Source organism: Mesorhizobium sp. WSM4312 (assembly GCF_002294875.1).
Classification (GTDB): Bacteria; Pseudomonadota; Alphaproteobacteria; order Rhizobiales; family Rhizobiaceae; genus Mesorhizobium.
In genome coordinates, this window is sequence record NZ_NSFU01000019.1 from 96,659 (window position 1) to 116,399 (window position 19,741).

Here is a 19,741-nt window from a genome sequence, read left to right on the forward strand (position 1 = left end):
ACTTCAGGGCCATGAAAAAAATCGGTTTTCTGTCATTCGGGCACTGGACGCCCTCGTCGCAATCGCAGGTGCGCTCGGCGTCCGACGCGCTGCTGCAATCCATCGATCTCGCCGTCGCGGCCGAGGAGCTCGGCGCCGACGGCGCCTATTTCCGGGTGCATCATTTCGCCCGCCAGCTCGCTTCGCCGTTCCCGCTGCTGGCGGCTGTGGGCGCCAAGACCAGCCGCATCGAGATCGGCACGGCGGTCATCGACATGCGCTATGAGAATCCGCTCTACATGGCCGAGGATGCCGGTGCCGCCGACATCATCGCCGGCGGGCGGCTGCAGCTTGGCATCAGCCGTGGCTCGCCAGAGCAGGTGATCGATGGCTGGCGCTATTTCGGCTACCAGCCGCAGGAAGGCAAAAGTGACGCCGACATGGCGCGGCATCACGCCGAGGTCTTTCTCGACACGCTGCGCGGCGAGGGGTTCGCGCAACCCAATCCACGGCCGATGTTCCCCAACCCACCCGGCCTGCTTCGGCTCGAGCCGCATTCGGAAGGTCTGCGCGAGCGCATCTGGTGGGGCGCGGCCACCAACGCCACGTCGGAATGGGCGGCCAAGCTCGGCATGAATCTGCAGAGCTCGACGCTCAAATTCGACGAAAGCGGCAAGCCCTTCCACATCCAGCAGGCCGAACAGATCCGGATCTACCGCGAAGCGTGGAAAGCGGCAGGACACGCGCGTGAACCACGCGTCTCGGTCAGCCGCAGCATCTTCGCGCTGGTCGACGACCGCGACCGCGCCTATTTCGGCCGCGGCAACGAGAGCCGCGACCAGATCGGTTTCATCGAGGAAAATACGCGAGCGATCTTTGGCCGCAGCTACGCCGCCGAGCCTGACGTGCTGATCAAGGAGCTGGCGCAGGACGAGGCGATCGCCGAGGCCGACACGCTGCTGCTGACCGTACCCAACCAGCTCGGCGTCGACTACAACGCCCACGTCATCGAGGCGATCCTAACCCATGTCGCGCCGGCCCTGGGCTGGCGCTGACGGCCGCGCCATGTAACCATCGATCGCGGTTGGCGATTCAGGAGGTTCACGGCATGGCGAAGAAGGCTTTGATTGCCTGGGGTGGTTGGGAAGGCCACACGCCCGAACGCAGCGCCAACGTCATCCGCGCGCTGCTTCAGCGCAACGGGTTCGATGTCACGCTGGGCCAGGGCACGGCGATGTTCGCCGATCCGGAACTGTCTTCCTTCGATCTCATCGTGCCTGCCATCACCATGTCGACGATCGAAAAGGCCGAGCTGCAGAATCTGACCGCCGCGGTTCGCGGGGGAACAGGCCTCGGCGGCTTCCACGGCACGATGGGCGACAGTTTCCGCAACGAGCCCGACTACCAGTTCATGACCGGCGGCCAATGGGTCGCGCACCCCGGCAACATCATCGATTATCGGGTGGTGATCACACAGCCCGACGACCCGATCACCAGAGGCGTCGGTGATTTCGCCTACCGGTCGGAGCAGTATTACATGCATGTAGACCCCAGCAACGAGGTGCTGGCGACGACCACTTTCAGCGACGCGCATTTCCCGGGCATCGATGGTGTCGTCATGCCGGTGGTCTGGAAGCGAAGGTATGGCGCGGGGAAGGTGTTTTACAGTTCCCTTGGGCACACCGCGGACGAGTTCGCGGTGCCGGAAATGGCGCTGATTGTCGAGCGCGGTCTGCTGTGGGCGGCGCGGGGATAGCGGCACGCGAAGTCCCGTGAAAATCTGGGCCGAGTTCGCTGGGACATCTACGGAGATATCCAATGAGTGATTTCAACTGGTCCACATCCGAGAAGAAGCTCGCGCGCCATGCCTTCGATACGGCTCTTGAGACGGCCCTCGCAAAGACGATGGCCGAATTCAAAAGCAAGGCCGGTGCGATGACGCAGCCCTCCGAGATGTGGGAGCTGGAAGACTATTTGCGCGAACGGCGGCGGGACATCGATCGGACGTTCGATTACCGCTATTCCCAGCTTCTCTACGTGTTTGCGCAGCTCATTCGCGCAGGTTATCTCGATGAAAAGCTGCTTGTCGGCTTGTCGCAGGACAAACGAGACGTCATTCAGCGGGACTTGGCCTTTGTGGCGAGTCGCTCGGCCAGCTTTCCGTGACGGCCGGTCAAGACCAACCATGGCTTGGAAAAAATGGGATTTGCAAGAAGACTTCGAACCATGCTCGGTCTTCGACGAGCGCCAAAGCCGGAAAACATACCGCAGCACGCATCGATCGGGCGAAGAACGCTCTTCTACACAAAGCCCAGCAATATTTATGGCTGTGACGAGACCTCACCGCTTGAAATAGGAGCGTTCTGCTCCATTGCGGAGGAGACGCTATTCCTTTGTCGTGCCAATCATCCGACGCACTTTGTCTCGACTTTTCCATTCGAAGTTCACATGACAAATTCGATCGCGGCCTATGATGATCTGGTGGTCAACGGGCCGACAAAAATCGGCAACGACGTATGGATTGGTCGACGCGCAATCATCCTACCGGGAATAACCATTGGAGACGGTGCCGTTGTCGGAGCCGGCTCGGTCGTCACCAAGGACGTGGCGCCCTACGCGGTCGTGGCGGGAAATCCTGCCAGGTTCATCCGGAACAGGTTTACCGATGACCAGATCGCGAGTTTGCTCGCTATACGCTGGTGGGAATGGAGCGACGAGAGGATCAAGGCCGACCTGCCGACCTTCTATGGATCCATTGATGCCTTCATCGCCGCCAACCGCGCATCATAGCCCAACGGCGTCAATCCAGAATCCATGGAACTGCTTTCCGCTTGTGCCGAACGGCACATCATGCCCTCACTCAATTCCTCCCGTGATCACATAGGCGCCGGCGGTGCGTCCATCCTCCAACCGCACCACCACTGTCACGATCGAGCCATAGGAGCCGCGCCAGATGCTGTGGAGGCGCTGATGCTCGGCGGCCGGCACGAGTGCACGCCCGCTGAAGCGCGCCCCGGCCCGCTGCATCGCGACCGGCTCTCCGTTGACATGGACTTTGACGTCGGCGTTCTTGGCTTCGGTTGGCTCAACAGGCAGGTCGAGCGTAACTGTGATCTCGTCCTGATCTCCGGACCTGCGCGTCTCAGCGGCGAGCGCGATGGCAAGTCGCGGCGCCGCGCTGCCACCGGCCTTGGCGCTCCGTCCTGAAAACACATCGTCGGTCAGCTCGGGCGTGCGTGGCGGGCTTGTGCGGCGCTGGGTGGCGCGCTCGAAATCGCCGGCCATGCGCAGCAGATCTTCATCGTCATAGGCCTTGCCGGCGAAGGTCAGGCCGACCGGCATGCCGATGTCGGCCATCGTGCCCATCGGCACGGTGACGGTCGGGATGCCGAAATGGCGCCAGACAAGATTGCCGTTGGCGACCCAGGTGCCGTTGCGCCAGGCAAGGTCCGCCGACGTCTCGTTAATGTCGGCATTGGCCGGGCCGACATCGGCGGCGGCTGGCAGCACCACGGCGTCGATGCCTTGCGCGTCGAGCCAGTCCTCGAAATCGATCCGCCGTGTCGCTTCCAGCCCTTTCAGGCCGTCTTCAAGCGTTGGGATGTCCCTGAAGGGCGTGACGCCGGATTTGGCGCGTTCGACATAGTCCGCCAGGTCGAAGCCGTCCTCATAGCGGTCGGGCAGCGTGCCGGGCGGCTGCGGGAAGATCTTCGGGCCATCGACCGAAGCGAGATCGTGCAGGGCCGGGTCGGCGTTGGCGCGCAGGAAATCGTCCCAGCCCCAGATGCAGAGATCCCAGATTTCGCGGTCGGCGAAATCCGGCGGCACCAGCCCGCGCTCGACCATGGTGCGGGCGCCGGGACGGTCGCGCTCGTAGTTGGAGACGACGGGGAAATCGACTTCGACCACTTCGGCGCCAAGCCGTTCGAGGTCGGCCGCCGCCTGTCCCCACAGGGCGAGCACCGAGGCACGGGTTTCGATCGGTTTATCGGCCTCGCTGTCGCGGCCGATATACATTTTCGGCACCCCGAGCCGCTTGCCTTTCAGTGAGCCCGCAAGCACCAGATCGGCATAGCGCTGCGGCCGCACTTGAGAGCTTTTCGGCAGCGCGACCCAAGGCTGCGCACGCCAGAAATCGCCGCGCGTCTGCGGGTCGTCGGCGACGATCACGTCGAGCAGTTCGAGCATGTCAGGCATGGTCCGCGTGTGCGGCACCACGACATCCATGGTCGGCACCAATGGCCAGTTGCCGCGCACGGAAATGACGCCGCGCGACGGCGTGTAGGCGACCAGCGCATTGTTGGTGGCCGGCGCCCGGCCGGACGACCAGGTCTCCTCGCCGAGCCCGAAGGCGCAGAAGCTGGCGGCCGTTGCGGTGCCGGACCCGTTGGACGACCCCGAGGCGAAGGCGGCGGTCAGGTAATCGGCATTGTAGGGGCTTTCGGCGCGGCCATAGACGCCGCGCTGCATGCCGCCATTGGCCATCGGTGGCATGTTGGTGAGGCCGATCAGCACCGCGCCGCCGGCGCGCAGCTGGGCGATGGTGAAGGCGTCCTCATTGGCGACCAGGTGCTCGAAGGCCGGCGAGCCGGCGGCGACCGTCAGGCCTTTGACCTTGTAGCTGTCCTTGGCGGTGTAGGGGATGCCGTCGAGCGGCCCGAGCAAGGTATTGTTGCGCCGCCGCTGGTCGGAAGCCGCTGCTTCTTCGAACATGGACGGATTGAGCACGGGGACGGCGTTGAGGCTGACGCCATGCCGGTCGAAATGCGCGATCCGCCTGAGATACGCCGCGACCAGCTCGACGCTGGTGACCGTGCCGTCATCGAGCGCGCGGCGCAGTTGGTGGATCGTCGCTTCGGCGAGATGAAGGGCGGCATCGGTCATCGCGGGTTCCAGGCTGTTGTCTGTGCGCCATGGATGAGCGAGCCCGCCGGCTTCGGCAAGGGCCAGCAGTCAATCTTTGTCGGAACGCGTTGTTCCTGCGGATAACTTGCCGGCAGGGCTCAGGCGTCTCCGCCGCTCTCCTTCATGCGCTCGATGATCGCGGCCATCAGCGCCAGGTCGCGGCGGGAATCGGCGAGGTCGGTCAGCGGCTTGGTGCCTTCGATGATATGCCGATGGAAAATCTCCAATTCGTTGGAGAAAGCATCGCCGTAAAGCGGCCCGAAGCTTTTCGTCACCGGGCCGAATGGGCCGGCTTCGGTGACCTCCAGCCGGGTCGGCAGGCTGCGGATGTAAGGCGTGTCGTAGATGATACGCACGCGCCTGGTGTTGGAGCGCACCTCAATCATGGCGTCGAACAGGCCGAGATCGTCGACCACCGCGTCATAGAGGCAAGCGAAATGGCCGTAGTCGAAGGTGACCGACGTGTTGGCGCCGCCATTGGTGCGGTGCGCGGCAACCACGCCCTTGGGCTCGCCAATGAGACCGCGCATCGCCGAGATGTGGTGCGAGGACAGCGCCGTCAGCCCGCGATAGGCGCGCACCAGGTCGGCCGGCGCGTCGGTGCCGACAACCTCGCGGATCAGCGCGTCCCGCTCCCTGGCGCCGCGCGCCAGCAGGGCAGGGTCGATGTCGTCGGGGTAGAGGATGTTCTGGCTCTTCTTCAGGAAATGCCGGCCCTCCGAAATCAGGTCGAAGATGCGGACATGGGTGATGTCGGCATGATCAGGCAATTCGTCTCTCGCCTGGAGATAGGCCGGCGCATAGCGGCGCATGTAGCCGACGAACAGGGTCTTCCCGTAGGCCGGCATCAGCGCCAGCAGCTCGTCGATCTCGCGCACCGTGAGACAAGCGGGCTTCTCGAGCAGGATGTGCTTGTCGGCTTGCATGGCGGCGCGGACGAAGCGGCTGTGGGTGTCGTCCGACGACAGCACGAAGACGACGTCGATGTCAGGGGAATTGATCAGCGCCTCGGCCGTGTCGAAGGCTGTTGCGGCATATTCGGATGTGACGAGCGCCACCAGGCTTGGTGAGACGTCGTAGACGCCCGCGATTATCCAGCGGTCGCGCTGGTCAGCCAGAACGGGCAGATGGATCGACTGCGCGACCTCTCCAAGACCCACAAGCCCGACACGAAGTGGCGCCACTCTCAAACTCCCTTGATTTCATTTGCGGCCGAGGCGGCCAACGATTGATTTCACGATTGGGCGATCACACCGCGCCGGTGACCAGCGCGACCAGTTCGTTGCCTGATGTCTCGGAGGCACGCACCGTCGCGGCCATCTTTCCCGCCCGCATCACCCAGATCTGGTCGGACAGGCGCCGCACCTGATCGAAATTGTGGCTGACCAGGATGACCGAGACCGACTGTTCGCGCAGGCGGCGGATCAACGCCTCGACATTGGCGGTCTCCTGCACGCCAAGCGCTGCCGTCGGTTCGTCCATCACCACCAGCTTGGCGCCGGAGCCGACGGCGCGGCAGATCGAGATCGCCTGCCGCTGGCCGCCCGACAGGCGGCGCACACGCTGGTTGATCGACGGCACGTTGATCGACAGGCGCGACAGCATGGAGCGCGCCTCGCGTTTCATCGCCTTGCGGTCGAGGAAAGCGAAGGGGCCGATGCGGCGCACGAGCTCGCGGTTGAGGAACAGGTTCTGCGCCACCGTCAGTTCGTCGATCAGCGCCAGGTTCTGGTGCACGGTCTCGATGCCGGCCTTGCGCGCTCCGTCCGGGTTGGAGAAGGGATGTTCGCGGCCATCGAAGACGATCGAGCCGGCATCCGGCACATGCACGCCGACCAGGCAGCGGATCAGCGTCGACTTGCCGGCGCCATTGTCGCCGATGACGGCGGTGACTTCGCCGCGGCGTGCCTGGAAGGCGACGTCGGTGAAGGCGCGCACGCCGCCGAAATGCTTGCTCAGGCCATTGCAGGCGATGATCGCGTCCGAGGCGGAGGAGGGGCTGACGGCGCTCATTTCTGGTACCGCATGATCAGCGCTGCCAGCACCACGATGGCGCCCACGGCAAGCGGTTGATAGAAGGCCGAGACGTTGAGCAGCGTCAGCCCGTTGACCAGCGCGGTGAGCATCAGCGCGCCGATGGCCGGGCCCAATATGCTGGCGCGGCCGCCGAACAGGCTGACGCCGCCCAGAACCACCGCCGCCACCGAATTCAGGAGCAGGCTGGTGTTGATCTGCGGCTCGGCCGAGCCGATGCGGGCAACCAGGAGAATGGCCGCGATGCCGGCGCAGAAGCCGGAGATGGTGTAGGCGGCGATCTTGACGCGGTTGGTGCGGATGCCGAGCGCGCCGGCGCTTTCGACCTGGCCGCCGGTCGCCAAGAGATGGACGCCGAAGCGCGTGTGGTAGAGCGTGATATGCGCCACAATGACGGCCGCGATCGCTACCCAGACCGGATAGCCGAACGGTCCGAACGAGCCCGAAGCGAGTTTCAGCAGGAAGGTCGAGCCGACCATGGTCGGTTCGCCGCCCGACAGGATCAGGCCAAGCCCGGTGATGCCCGACAGCGTGCCGAGCGTCACCACGAAATCGGGGATCTTGCCTGCGGTGATGATGAGGCCGTTGAGGAAGCCGATGGCGCTGGTGGCGAGCACCGCGAGCACGCAGGCGATGAAGATGCCGTAGCCGGCCGCGTTGAGGAGACCGAGGATGATGGCGCCAAGCATGACGGCCGCCGCCAGCGACAGGTCGATGCCTGACGTCGTGACGACGAAGGTCTGGCCGATCGACAACACGACCAGGATAGCCGCCGCCAGCAGCAGCGCCTGCAGATTGGCGACGCTGAGAAAGACCGGCTGGGCGATGCCGAAGACGATCACGAGACCGACCAGGCCGACGACGGATGCCCAGTCGGCCCAGAAGGAAGGATCCAGGAGGAGAGCCGACAGGGAGGGGCGGCTCTCCTCCGCCGCGCCCGCCGAATGGGCGACGGGCGCGTTGTCCGTGGGATTGCTCACTTCAGCATCTCGCGGAAGGGATCTGGATAATCGCCGCCGGGACGCGGAAAGTTCTTCAGCGAGGCGTCGGCGTTGTCCTTGTTGATCAGGAGCACGGGTGCGGGCACGTTGGCGGGCAGTTCCTTGCCCTTGGCGGCCAACGCACAGGCTTCGACACCCATGGCGCCGACGACATAGGGATATTGGGCGACGGTGGCCGTGAGTTCGCCCGCCGCGATCGATTTCAGCGCGTCGACGATGCCGTCGAGGCCGATCACCTTGACGTCCTTGCCCGAGGTCTGCACGGCGCGTTCGACGCCGAGCGCCATGATGTCGTTGGCGGCGAAGAAGCCGGCGAGATCGGGGTGCGCCGCGAGGATGTCGGTGGCGGCGGTCAACGCCTTCTCACGATCCCAGTCGGCGCTCACCATCACCGCCACCTCGAGCTTGCCTTCGACGGCCTGCTTGAAGCCCTTGATGCGGGCATTGGAGCCGACATCGCCGACGATGCCGGCGATCAGCGCCACCTTGGAGCCCTTCGGCACCAGCTTCAGCATTTCCTCGCCGGCCAGCGCGCCGGCGGCGACATTGTCGGTGCCGATATAGGTCGAGACGGCAAAGCCGGCGGCCTTTGCCTGTTCGGGGTCGATGGTCGAGTCGATGTTGACGATCGGCTTCTTCTTCTGGGCGACCGGCACCAGCGCCTGGACGAGGTTGGAGACGCTGATCGGGTTGACCAGGTAGCAATCGAAGTCCTGCATGGCCATGGCGGTCAGACGGTCGGCCTGGCCGGTGGCGTCGCCCATATTGGCGGCGGCCTGGACGCTGACATTGACGCCACTGGCTTTGCCTTGCTCCTCGATGCCCTTCTGCATGGTCTGGAAGAAGGGGTTGTCGAGGCCCTTGACGATGGCCGCGACCTTGGCCGCGTCCCCGGCGTGGGCCGAGACGATGGTTGCCAGCAGGCCCGCGCCAAGCGTCAGGCCGTTGAAGATGCGCATTTTGTTCCTCCGCTTCTTGATTGTTGGATGTGTCTTGTCGGCAAGCCCACGGACGTCCGTGGCCGGTGCTGCGAGAACCATGCCTGCATCGGCAACGCCGCGCGGCCCGCGGCCCGGCGAACGCCAAACGTCTCGCGGACGACGGACCCGGTCGGGACCTTTTCCATGCCAGGCATTTCTCCTCCCAGAGCGCTGACCTAGCCCCATCAGCATTTGCGCATGTTTGATAAAAAATTGACACGCGTCAAGATTTAAAATGGTGCGAAGCGGTTTTGGCTCGTTGGGCCGCTTTCGACAGATTTCCGGAATTGCCGGCTCGGCAGGGGCGGGGCTCTCACCAGGCTCTGTCGCACCGCCGCCGGCCCGTTTGCCGCCAAGCGGCAATCCATGGGTGCTGCCGTCGCTGTCGCCGCCGAGCAACTGTCAGAAAAATACTGGAGATCAGACATACCAAAACGGCTTGCAAGCGTAAGCTAAAGCTCGCAGAAGTTGTGGAAAAGCATGCCGTTTGAGAAGGCTTTTACCGTCATCCAGCATGAAAGGGGGGAATCATGCCTGACCACAATGCCATGATCCGCACGGCCATCGGACGGCTGCTTTCCGAGAAGACCGGAGTCGCGGTCATTTCCATGAGAGAGAGTATCACCGAGTTGCTGGCATTGACCGGCGCGGCGCACACCATCGAAACCTTGCAGGACATGCTGCTGGAAATGGCCGAGGTGCGCGGCATGACGGTCGTGCTCGACGTTTAGAGCAGTTCACCGTTTCCCGGAAACGGCGAACTGCTCCAACCTTGTTTTGATGCAATTCCCCGGGAAAGCGCTACGCGCTTTCCCGGGCGGCAGCAGGTAGCCGTTCAGCCGCGACCGGGCCAACGCGTTCTGCCTTGCCCGCTGGTGCAAGCGTGCCATCACCGTAAATCATGCGGCCGGCGCGGAAGGTGGCGCGGACGCGTGGCACGGGATGGCGGTCGGCCACCACCAAATCGGCCAGAAGGCCGGGCTCGATGGCGCCGCGATCGGTGAGCCCCAGGGCGTTGGCCGGGTTGGCGCTTGTCAGCGCCGCCGCCGCCGCGAGGCCATTGCCTCGCAGCTCCGCCAGGCCGAGCACGGCCGGCAGGATGGACGCCGGATGGTAGTCGCTGGCCAGCATGTCGAGCAACCCGGCTTCATAGGCCTGCCGGGCGGAAAGATTGCCGGAATAGGACTCGCCGCGCAGCGCGTTGGGCGCCCCCATGGCAGTATGCATGCCGAGCCTGCGGGCCTCCTGCGCCGCTTCCAGGGTCACCGGGAATTCGCTGAGCGCGGCGCCCAGGCCATGCACCAGTTCGACCTTTTCCAGCGTGTCGTCGTCATGCGAGGCGAGCACGATGCCGGCGGCTTGGGCTCGCGCCGACAGGTCCTGCAGGGCGTTCAGCACATCGCCTTGCCCTTCGCGGCCCGCCATGCGCTTGCCGACGACCTCCGAGGCCGCGGCAACGGACATGCCGCGCTCCTTGGCGATGCGGGCAATGTAGAGCTCGACGTCGCGGTATTGACCCTGTCCGGGCGTGTGGTCCATCAGCGAGATCAGGTGCAGCCTGCCGGCGTCCATCAGCTTCCGCAGCGTGGGAAGCGCCGGGGTGAAGGTCACTTCGAAGCGGGCATGGATGCGGTGGTCGACCAACAGGTGGTCCTTCAACCCGGCAATGGTGCCGATGATTTCTGTCGTATGGTCTTCCGAGCGCAGCACGCCGCTGGTGACGCTGGCGCCGATGAAGGAGAGCGCGGCATAGGCGGTGGTGATGCCGCAGGAGGCGAGCTTCTTGTCGAGCTCGGCAATGCCGATCCGCATCGGCACATGCACGCCGATGCGCGGCTCGACTTCCCTCTCCACCATGTCGCCATGCATGTCGATGAAGCCGGGCAGCAGCAGGCGGCCGCCGCCCTCGATGTCGGCGTGCCCGACAGGCTTCTCGCGGATCTCGGCGATCCGGCCGTTCTCGATCCTGACGGCGCCGTTCGGGATGACGCGGTCGCGCAGGACAATTTCGAATTCACTCAGCCACATGTCATGTCTCTTGCAAGGCAGCGATTTCAAGGTGGATTGCGCGGGCGACAAGGTCGGCGACATCGTTGGGATGATGAAGACGCCGATCATGGCGACGATGCGCCGGCTTGCCGACGCCTCGATCACGATCTCTCCAGGACATGTTTTCTAGTTCACTCGAATGCTGGTTTCCATTTGATTTTTATGACATTTTCATGAAAGCCGGCCTTGCCGGAGCCACTAATTCAGCCGGTACGTGATCGTTCCGACAGCCATTCGGCGGTTTGCCGGCTGGCCTGTTCGGCGGAAAGCTCAAGGGTCAGCCCTTGCAGCAGGCCGTGCAGGAAGATCCCCGCAAAGCAGTCGCCGGCGCCGATCGTGTCGGGCACGGAGACCTGCTTCAGCGGCGTGACGTGATTGAGCGCCTCGCCGTCATAGAGCGAGATCGGCAGCATTCCATCGGTCAGCACCAGCGTCCTCAGGCGAGGCCCGGCAATCCTTGATGCCCGCTCCCAGATCGCGTGCGTGTTCTCGCCGGGAAAGTCGGCGCGCGATCCGATGACGATGTCGGCCGGGCGGTGCGAGGTGCTGCGCAGCGGAAACTGCGAGACCACCAGCGGGATCGTCCGCAGCGAGGCAACAAGACCGTCGTCGAGCACCAGGGCGTTGAGATAGGCGGCGTCGCCACTGACAGGCTCCGGTGCGGCGAAGAGAGGGCGCAGCTGGCCGCTGGTGTTCAAAATGGTGCGCTCGCCGTTCGGCTCGAGCAGGATTTCGGTGAACCGGGTTTCGCCGGCCCACATGGTGACGTAGCCGGTGTCGATGCCGCTCGCCCGCAATTCGGCGAGTGCTGCCCGGCCATGGCCGTCGTCCATCAGATTGCTGATCAGCCGGACATCATTGCCGAGCTTCGCCAGCCGGGTGCCGGTGTGGAAGCCGCCGCCGCCAAGCCTGACAACACGATCGGAATAGGTGAGGCGCGCGCCCGAGGCGAGGGGCCCCGACAGCGACCAGACCTGGTCGTGATTGACGTGGCCGACAACGATGACTCTGCCCATGATCCCCTGCGTTCGGTCTTCGGTCGCCAGGCCTGGCGCCAGTGCATCGGCGATGAGGCCGCACGGGCATGCTCTTGGCGCACTATGACCGGGGTCGGCGTCACCGTCGACAAGCGCGTCTTCGTCAAGCGTTCCGGCGTCGGCACGGACGGAGACACCGTCCACGCCATGGCCTTGCGCCTGCCCGACGAACCGCTCAGGGCTTCCCAGAACCGCGATGAGGCGGAAAGCGGCCAGGAGGCGAAGGTCGCCTCTCAGCCAAACACAGCCAACAATTCACGCAGGCATTCCCGGATGCCCGCGCCGCCTGCTTACCCGCGCTTCTCAATCACGGCGTAAAGCACGTTGCGGTTCTCGCCGAAGAACACCTTGGCCTCTACCGCGTTGCGGTCGACGCTGGCGTTGACGATGTTCCACATGTCGACCTCCGAGCGCAGCAGCAGCACCCAGTCCATGAAGGTTTCGCGGTAGCCGGCGTCAGGGGTGCCCTCGGCGTAGTTGGCGAACAGGAATGTGCCGTTCGGCTTCAGCATCTGCAGGCAGGTCTTGGTGAGTTTCACGGCGACATTGTGCTGGAGGTAATCGTAGAGGCCCGAGGCGTAGATGAGATCGAACTTGCCGAGCTTGTGGCCCCGCGTCAGCACGGTCCGCACCGAGCCGTCGACGGCCTCGACCGCGGTGCCCTGGAAGTCGCGTGCGATCAGCCCGACGCTCTGCGGATCCTGGTCGAGCGCGACCCAGCGCTTGAGACGGCCCTCGGCCAGAGCGACGGAGCGATTGGCCTCGCGCAGATGGCCGGCGGCGATGGCCAGAACCTCGGTTTCGGGTCCGTTCTTGGCCGCCGCCTCGTCGACATAGCGGGTCAGGAGATCGCGCCGTTCGCGTGCTGCCACGCATGACGGAACGTTCTGGGTATGGCTGTAGAGCGCCTTGCCGATCTCCGAGGCGTTGGCCACACTCTCGGCAACGTGCGGGTCACAATAGATGTAGTCGAGCAGCTGCGCGTCGCCGGAATAGCCCCTCGGCTTGGTGAAGGACCAGTTCGTCAGCGGATCCTCCAGAAAATACTTCAGGATCGGATGGTTCTGCGCCACCGGTATCAAGGCCAGCCAGACGTCGGGATGCACCTTGGCCCGCAGCGCGCTGAGCAGCGACAGAAGCCGGCGTACGATCTCGGCGGGATATTTCTGCTGCTCGATCTGCTGCTGTGTGGCGTGGAGGATGAGCGCCAGTTCCGCACGTGCGGTTTCGAACTCTTCACCGTGATGCTCGAGCTTACCCCGGGGCAGGCTGCCGGCGATAATCTCTGCGGTAATCAGGCTTTGCCCATCGAACACGGTTTGCACACCAGGACTCCTTGGTTAACAGTCAGTTAACTTATTGCGTAGAATGCTCCATTTGCCAACGGCGCTTCGGGCGCATTTTATTGTTATGATTAATTTCCCGCTAACCATCTCAGTTTATTAGCGATATTGCGGATAAGATTCTGGGTCCGAGTTAACGCAAACTTGTCTGGCGCCATCGCATTTTACCGCGTGGCGATCGTGTCGCGTCCCAAGGAGTCGTCCTGCGTGGGGGCAGAAGCTGGAAGAGAGTTCGGAGCGCAAAATCCCCCAACCCGGGGATTTGTGAGCGAACGCGCGTCGTCCAGATCGGCCGATACGGTGGATGTGGAACCGTATGATCCGCGCCAGGAACTGGGGGTGGCGGAACTGCGCATCCTCTACCGCGCCGAAGCCCTGGCGAAGCGAAGGAAAGACGCCAGGCCTGGGCTCTGGATCGCCGTCGTCATCTATGTGCTGTTTTCGGTGTCGGACCTGCTGCTGATACCCGACGTGGCGGCCTACACGATCACGGCGCGCTTCGCGGTCGGATTGACCGCTCTGCTGACCCTGGAAACACAGCTTCGCCGGGGCGTGGCGACGGAGTGGCTCGACGTGACCTGCGCCGCGGCGATCATCTTCGGCTATGTCGGCTGGTTGTTCCCGGCATCCCTGGGCGCCAACAAGGAAACCGTCGCCTACTACATGGTGTTCGGCACCATTTTCATGATGAGTGCCAATCTATTTTTCACGTTCAGCTTCAAGGTGTCGATCATAACGTCGACGATCATATTGTGCATCCTGTACGTGGTGAACTATTTCCTGCCCGCCTCGCTGACATACAAGATGGTGTTCGGGACGTTCTATGTTTCGTGCTTCACCTTCACCTCCTATGTGAACTGGAAGCTGAATGAGGAGCGCTACAACGTCTTCCTGAACGCGCTGGAAGCCAAGATCCAGCACAAGGAGGCCACCGAACGCGGCAAGGCCCTGCTCAGACTGTCGCGGACGGATCCGCTCACCGGCCTGGAAAACCGGCGCGCGATCGACGAGAAGCTGCGCGATTACTGGAGCGACTGGCAAAAGCTTGGCAACGGCTTCGCGGCCATCCTCATCGATGTCGACTTCTTCAAGAAGTTCAATGACTGCTACGGCCACCAGGAAGGCGACCGCTGCCTGATCCATGTGGCCAACGCGCTGAGCGACCTGATCAAGAACTACAATGGCTCGATCGGGCGTTATGGCGGCGAGGAATTCATCGTGCTCGCCCGCATGGACAAGAAGGACCAGGTCGCGGAACTGGCGGAAGCCATTTGCCGCACGGTGGAGACCCTGGCGATCACCCATGAGCTCAGGCGCGACGGCATTTCGATCGTGACGGCGAGCGTGGGCGCTGCCTTCACCAGGGTGCAGGCCGGCGCCAAGCTGGAGAAGATCATCCACGAGGCGGACCGCGCGCTCTATCTGGCAAAGGCCAGCGGCCGCAATTGCGCCAGGCTGTTCGACCCGACCGATCCGCAGAGCAGCGACGAGAGCGAGAACCTCGCGGCGTTGCTGAAGATCGCGATCGGCCAGGGCCTCGTTTCACTCGTCTACCAGCCCATCCAGGATGTCGTGTCGGGCCGCGTCGAAGCGGTGGAGGCGCTGATGCGTCTCAAGATGCTGGACGGAACCCTGGTTCCGCCGAGCCTGTTCATTCCCGTGGCGGAACGCACCGGCGCGATCCTGGAACTCGGCCGCTGGGCCATACGGACGGTGTGCGCCGAGCTGCTGGCGGACGATCACGTCCCTCTCGTCAGTGTCAACGTCTCGCCGATCCAGCTCAAGACGCCTGGCTTCGCCGCGTCCGTCGCGACCATTCTGGGCGAGACGGGCGTGACCGGCAACAGGCTGGCCTTCGAGATCACCGAAGGGCTCGAGATGGAGATGCATTCGGACATCCTGCGCTGCATCAGCGACCTGAAGCTGCTCGGCATCAAGATCTGGCTCGACGATTTCGGCACCGGCTTCGCCGGTCTTTCGTGGCTGCGTCTGATCGATTTCGATACGGTGAAGATAGACCGCTCGTTCCTGCACGACTGCGGCACCCCGAAGGGCATGGCCATGCTGCAGGACATCATCGCGCTGGTGCGCAATCGCGGCCACCAGATCCTGGTCGAAGGCGTGGAAACCGACGAGCAGATCGCGCTGATGCGCGAGTTCGGGATCGACAAGATCCAGGGCTTCCGCGTCGGCCGTCCGGTTCCCGCCGCGAGTTTCCAGGCAAAGCGGGGCGTCCAGAAGCGCCCGTTCCTCAGGTCCGCCTAACCGGCGCGCGCGCTCACCCCAGCAGATTGCGCGCCGTGCGCATGAAGATCCTCGAGCCGATCGGGATCAGGTCGTCGGGAAAATCATAATCCGGATTGTGCAGGGAAGGGTGCCGTTCGCCGGCGCCGAGGAAGAACATCGCCGATCTGGCACTGCGGCCGAACAGGCCGAAATCCTCCGAGGCGCGCATCGGCAGGGCCTCTTGCCCGTGCGCGACGCCTTCTTCGTCGAGCGCGCGTTGCAGGTGCTCCACCGCGTCCGGGGCGTTGACGCTGGCGACGAAGATCTCGTGGTAATCCCAGCGCGCGGAGAGGCGATGGCGGGCCGCGATCTCGGTCACCAGGGCTTGCGCTCCGGCGCACAGGTCCGCCATGCGCTCGTCGCGGCGGGTGCGCAGCGTCGCCCACACCTCGGCATGGGCGGGCGCGATGCCGAACACGGCTTCGCCCATCGCGGCATGGGTGACGGTGACCATGGAGAAATCGTCGTCGGCGAAGGTGGCGCGGCCGAGCGCGGGCAGCGCCGGCATCAGCTCCGAGATCGCCGGCATCGGTGAAATGCCTGTCTCGGGCATGGAGGAATGCGCGGTCTTGCCCTCGAGCACGATGCGCATGCCGCGCGAGGCGCAGTTGACCACGCCGGGCTTGAGCCTGACCTCGCCGAACGGCACGCCGGGCAGATTGTGCAGCGAGAAGGCGAAATCCGGCGCGATCTCGCCGTAGCGCGGATCGGCGACGACGCCGGCAGCACCATTGCCGGTCTCTTCCGCCGGCTGGAACATCAGCACGACGCGGCCGCTGGCCGGCCGCTCGCGCCCGAGCTGCCGGCCAAGGGCGGCCAGGATCGCGGTGTGCCCGTCATGGCCGCACATATGCGACTTGCCCGGCACTTGCGAGGCATGCGGCACGCCGGAAAGCTCCTCGATCGGCAGCGCGTCGAGTTCGGAGCGGAACAGCACGGTCGGCCCGGCCCTGCCGCTGTCATAGACCGCCGCCACGCCGTGCCCGCCGAGGCCGGTCAGGACCTTGTCCGGCCCGGTGTCGGCAAGGAAGGCGACGACCTCTTTCGCCGTCTTCTCCTCCTCATTGGAGATTTCCGGCTGCCGGTGCAGCTTGCGCCGCCATTCGGTCAGCTCGACGATATCCCGGTTGGTCAGGGCCATGCGTTTGCGCCTCCGTTTGTTCCGATCGGCACAGTGTCGCAAACGCCGCTAGCGCACGCGATTGGGGCAGAGCGCTTTGAACTGGTCCAGCGTGACATCGTATGAGGAGGCACCGGAGCCATCGAGCACCACATTGTCATCGATCGATGTGATCAGGTAGTCCGTCGTCACCTCAGTGCCCTTGTTGCGGCCCTGGAACAGCATGTTGGCGCCGTAGAAGGTGGTGAACTTGCCGGTCTTGCAGTTGGCCGTGATCTCGAAGTGCAGCGGCGACTTCATTTCCGCGTCAATGCACTCCTTGGAGAAATCGTGGCCGTATTCGCGGCAGTAGACGCCGGCCTTGTGCCTGTCGTGCTTGGCCAGGATGCTGGCGTGCTCGGAGCCGATGCCCGACCTTTTGACGATGGTGAGTTCCATTCCCACCTTGTTGCCGTAGTAGATCGTACGCGCTTGCGCCGCCGTCGCCAGGATCAAGGCGGCCAGGAAAACCAACAGATGTCGCATAGAACTTCTCCCTTTGGCCGAAGTGCTTCATGTGAAAGGTTTCACGCGCCCAGTGGTCCCGTCAATCTTCCTGTTTTTGGCATCAAATGTGCGGCCGTAAGATGTTCATGGCCAGCTGTCAGCGGAGGTTCCGTCGCTCCCGGCCCTTGATAAAGCCAACCCCTGCGGATCTGGCGTTTCTTGGGATCAACGCCTTCAGTAGCGTGCGAATTTTCGAGTATTGTTCTCAGACGAAACTGCCTTGGTTGGCTTGCGGCAACAATTTTTCTTGCTTCGACTGATGGCCGCGGTACTGTTGAACAGCAACCTTGGTGTTTGTCGACATGCCTGACTTCAAACCCATTCGCAAGGCGATGGTCGTCATCGCGGTGTCCAACTACGATCCGCCTTATGAGGCGTTGCCCGGGACGCTTACCAGCGCAAGACGCATCGCCGCTTGGGCGAGAACCCCAGGTGACGGCCGTAACTACAAGGTGCTTGAGATCACCGATGCACCGGCCGGCGGCAAGCCTGGCATCCCCGTCACCGTCGAGCGGTTGCGCAAGGAGATCACCGACCTGCTCGATGCGGCGATCATCGATCGCCTTGTCGTCTATTTCGCAGGGCACGGTGTCGTGCGTTCGACGGCCGAGGAATTCTGGCTGCTGACGCATGCTGGCCGGGACAGTGGCGAATGCGTCGGCGTCATGCAGTTCATGGAAGGGCTGAGGAATTACGGCATCGGCGCGAGTAGCCACGAGCTGAAAAAGGGACAGCTCGCCATCATCGCCGACGCCTGCCGCAACGTCCATCAAGACGGACTCGGCTTCGTGGCCAACGGGGTCATGACCAAGAAGGGAAAGGCGGTCGGATTGCAGACCGACCTGTTCCGCGCGACCACGCTGGGAGCTTACGCATACCAGGTCAAGGCAGTGGAGGGCGCGGAGCCCTATTGCCTGTTTTCCTCGGTGCTTTGCGACGCGTTGGAAGGCAAGGTGCCGGCTGTGATCGACAGCGAATACCACCCGTTCAAGCCTGTCATCTCCAACGACAAGCTGGCCGATTATCTCGACTTAGAAGTGCCCCGACGTGCCGCCGAACTCAACGAGACAATGGAGCCGGACAACCAGGCCAGCATCCGCCTTGACCACAACTACTATGATATTCTGAATCCGATCGCTGCCATCCCGATAGGCCAGAAGACGCACGCGGATCAAATAACGCCGCCTGCAGCCAAGGTGGCGGAAATGGTGCAGGGGCTTGTCGCCTCCCTCCAGCTATCGGTTGAACCCTTCTCACGGCCTGACAATGCCACCCTCAAGAAGATGTTAGAGCGTATCTTACGCAAAGCCGCAGCAACGTTGCCGGGCGAGATCGACCTACCTGGCTATGTGTCTATGCGGGATACTGACGAGTTCCGTCCTTTTCCCTTCCCTGACGATTCAGATTGGGAGGCGGCTATCGATCAAGTCCTTCAGACTTTCTCACCTCCTTCTAGCGGCAGTGAGCAACAACACCCGTCCGAAATCGACGGGTCGAAGGCCCTGAAGCCAAAGCCTTCCGCCGGTGCGCGTGTGGTGCGCATGCAATTCGAGCCGGAACCTGAGGCAGCAGCCGGATTCCAGCAATCTCTGAAGCGGGCCAACCTGCTGGCCGATTCGTCCACCGACATGCAGAAACCGTTTAGGACACGTCACGTCTTCTTTGATGGAGACGGCCCCATCGCCGTCCCGAAGGTACGTGTGGGGTCGCTTTCGTCGACACGATTCGGCTGGGGCTACCTGGCACCGTGGGCAGCCCGCGACCTGCCGGTCTTCGTGCACCAGGGACAAGGCTGGACGCTTGCTCCGAGCCTACAGAGGACGACTTCGGTGCTGCTGGAGGAATTGCCGGGAGACGTCATGCTGCGCCCTCGTGGCTATAGAGACTGGGACGTTTCACTGAGCTCTGGTGCGCAGATGTACCCGTGGTCGGTAAGCCGGGTGTCGGACGCCAGGAAGCTTGGCGACGAGGCTCGTCTGCTCAAGGAGAGGCGTCCAAACGATGGCATCCGGGCGGGCTATCTCTACAGGTTCGGCGGCGATGACGACAACATCGTGCGCACCGCCAATTACATGGCGGGCTACGGGCTGCCTTTCGACCTCGCAGCGCTTGCCGCCACGTCGATGACGTGGCTGCAGCGCAAGGGACGGTGGCAAGTCATCGCCGATCTGCCGGCCGTCGAGGACGACGATGACAAGTCCCGGCCCCTCTATGCCCGCAAGGCCTTTGCCGCCAGGAAATCCGTGCCGGTCTGGGGTCTGTTCCCCATCCACCGCCAGGGCTGGCAACTTCTCGCCGATGCCGATCATCTCGACGTGCCGCAGGTGCTGCGCGACGTGGCCTCGGAGCTCGTCGGCGCGGCGGCCGTCGTACTGCGCCAGGCAGAGCTGGAAAGGCTGGCGGACCATTTCGGCTATGTCATCGTGGAACCACCGAAACCTTGATATCCGTCTGCCCGGGG

At 63.6% G+C, this 19,741-nt stretch carries 17 protein-coding genes and 1 pseudogene; 8 read left to right on the top strand and 10 right to left on the bottom strand.

All coding sequences use genetic code 11. The annotated features are described in order from the left end of the window. The first annotated feature begins 11 nt into the window (after nt 1–11). The 4 genes and pseudogenes from CK228_RS27700 to CK228_RS36030 all read left to right on the top strand — a co-directional run. Complete coding sequence (locus CK228_RS27700; RefSeq protein WP_095789869.1) at nt 12–1,034, top strand: LLM class flavin-dependent oxidoreductase; 1,023 nt, start codon at nt 12–14, stop codon at nt 1,032–1,034. 53 nt (nt 1,035–1,087) lie between these two features. Next, nucleotides 1,088–1,735 (top strand): ThuA domain-containing protein, encoded by a 648-nt coding sequence (locus tag CK228_RS27705; protein WP_095789870.1) that lies wholly within the window; start codon nt 1,088–1,090, stop codon nt 1,733–1,735. 62 nt (nt 1,736–1,797) lie between these two features. Then, on the top strand, nt 1,798–2,145 hold the full coding sequence (locus tag CK228_RS27710) for a hypothetical protein (protein WP_095789871.1): 348 nt from the start codon (nt 1,798–1,800) through the stop codon (nt 2,143–2,145). Between the two features lie 324 nt (nt 2,146–2,469). Continuing rightward, nucleotides 2,470–2,769, top strand: a pseudogene (locus tag CK228_RS36030) (CatB-related O-acetyltransferase); the annotation flags it as partial. Between the two features lie 66 nt (nt 2,770–2,835). On the opposite strand, the gene CK228_RS27720 reads toward CK228_RS36030, so the two are convergent. From CK228_RS27720 to CK228_RS27740, 5 genes are all read right to left on the bottom strand, one after another. After that, the gene (locus tag CK228_RS27720; protein WP_095789872.1) at nt 2,836–4,863 is read right to left on the bottom strand and encodes an amidase; all 2,028 of its coding nucleotides are present in this window, start codon (nt 4,861–4,863) and stop codon (nt 2,836–2,838) included. 119 nt (nt 4,864–4,982) lie between these two features. After that, entirely contained in the window at nt 4,983–6,068 is a 1,086-nt protein-coding gene (locus CK228_RS27725; RefSeq protein WP_095789873.1) for a Gfo/Idh/MocA family oxidoreductase, read from the bottom strand. Between the two features lie 64 nt (nt 6,069–6,132). Then, nucleotides 6,133–6,897, bottom strand: coding sequence for an ATP-binding cassette domain-containing protein (locus tag CK228_RS27730; RefSeq protein WP_095774966.1), 765 nt, complete (start codon nt 6,895–6,897; stop codon nt 6,133–6,135). Next, entirely contained in the window at nt 6,894–7,898 is a 1,005-nt protein-coding gene (locus CK228_RS27735) for an ABC transporter permease (protein ID WP_095774965.1), read from the bottom strand. Before CK228_RS27735 ends, CK228_RS27730 begins: the two co-directional genes overlap by 4 nt. Further along, nucleotides 7,895–8,878, bottom strand: coding sequence for a substrate-binding domain-containing protein (locus CK228_RS27740; RefSeq protein ID WP_095789891.1), 984 nt, complete (start codon nt 8,876–8,878; stop codon nt 7,895–7,897). Before CK228_RS27740 ends, CK228_RS27735 begins: the two co-directional genes overlap by 4 nt. A gap of 551 nt (nt 8,879–9,429) precedes the next feature. Between CK228_RS27740 and CK228_RS27745 the strand changes: the two genes are divergently transcribed. Continuing rightward, complete coding sequence (locus CK228_RS27745; protein ID WP_095774963.1) at nt 9,430–9,630, top strand: hypothetical protein; 201 nt, start codon at nt 9,430–9,432, stop codon at nt 9,628–9,630. A 70-nt stretch (nt 9,631–9,700) separates the two neighbouring features. Here CK228_RS27745 and CK228_RS27750 read toward each other — a convergent pair whose 3' ends face one another. Together CK228_RS27750 and CK228_RS27755 are read right to left on the bottom strand one after the other, a co-directional pair. Then, a complete protein-coding gene (locus tag CK228_RS27750) occupies nt 9,701–10,927 on the bottom strand; it encodes an alpha-D-ribose 1-methylphosphonate 5-triphosphate diphosphatase (protein WP_095789874.1) in 1,227 nt (408 codons plus the stop codon). Between the two features lie 224 nt (nt 10,928–11,151). Continuing rightward, the gene (locus CK228_RS27755; RefSeq protein ID WP_095789875.1) at nt 11,152–11,964 is read right to left on the bottom strand and encodes a PfkB family carbohydrate kinase; all 813 of its coding nucleotides are present in this window, start codon (nt 11,962–11,964) and stop codon (nt 11,152–11,154) included. Here CK228_RS27755 and CK228_RS27760 point away from each other — a divergent pair. Further along, complete coding sequence (locus tag CK228_RS27760) at nt 11,938–12,303, top strand: hypothetical protein (RefSeq protein ID WP_143750630.1); 366 nt, start codon at nt 11,938–11,940, stop codon at nt 12,301–12,303. The two genes, CK228_RS27755 and CK228_RS27760, sit on opposite strands and share 27 nt — an antisense overlap. Here the strand turns inward: CK228_RS27760 and CK228_RS27765 are convergent. Further along, on the bottom strand, nt 12,276–13,310 hold the full coding sequence (locus CK228_RS27765; RefSeq protein ID WP_095789876.1) for a class I SAM-dependent methyltransferase: 1,035 nt from the start codon (nt 13,308–13,310) through the stop codon (nt 12,276–12,278). The two genes, CK228_RS27760 and CK228_RS27765, sit on opposite strands and share 28 nt — an antisense overlap. 318 nt (nt 13,311–13,628) lie before the next feature. On the opposite strand from CK228_RS27765, the gene CK228_RS27770 reads away from it, so the two are divergent. After that, nucleotides 13,629–15,593: an EAL domain-containing protein gene (locus tag CK228_RS27770; RefSeq protein WP_245318281.1), complete on the top strand. Its 1,965-nt coding sequence runs from the start codon at nt 13,629–13,631 to the stop codon at nt 15,591–15,593. A gap of 13 nt (nt 15,594–15,606) precedes the next feature. On the opposite strand, the gene CK228_RS27775 is transcribed toward CK228_RS27770, so the two are convergent. Further along, nucleotides 15,607–16,755: an amidohydrolase gene (locus CK228_RS27775; protein WP_095789877.1), complete on the bottom strand. Its 1,149-nt coding sequence runs from the start codon at nt 16,753–16,755 to the stop codon at nt 15,607–15,609. Nucleotides 16,756–16,803: 48 nt separating this feature from the next. Then, nucleotides 16,804–17,259 (bottom strand): hypothetical protein, encoded by a 456-nt coding sequence (locus CK228_RS27780; protein WP_095789878.1) that lies wholly within the window; start codon nt 17,257–17,259, stop codon nt 16,804–16,806. A 323-nt stretch (nt 17,260–17,582) separates the two neighbouring features. On the opposite strand from CK228_RS27780, the gene CK228_RS27785 reads away from it, so the two are divergent. Next, complete coding sequence (locus tag CK228_RS27785) at nt 17,583–19,724, top strand: caspase family protein (RefSeq protein ID WP_143750631.1); 2,142 nt, start codon at nt 17,583–17,585, stop codon at nt 19,722–19,724. Nucleotides 19,725–19,741 lie beyond the last annotated feature (17 nt).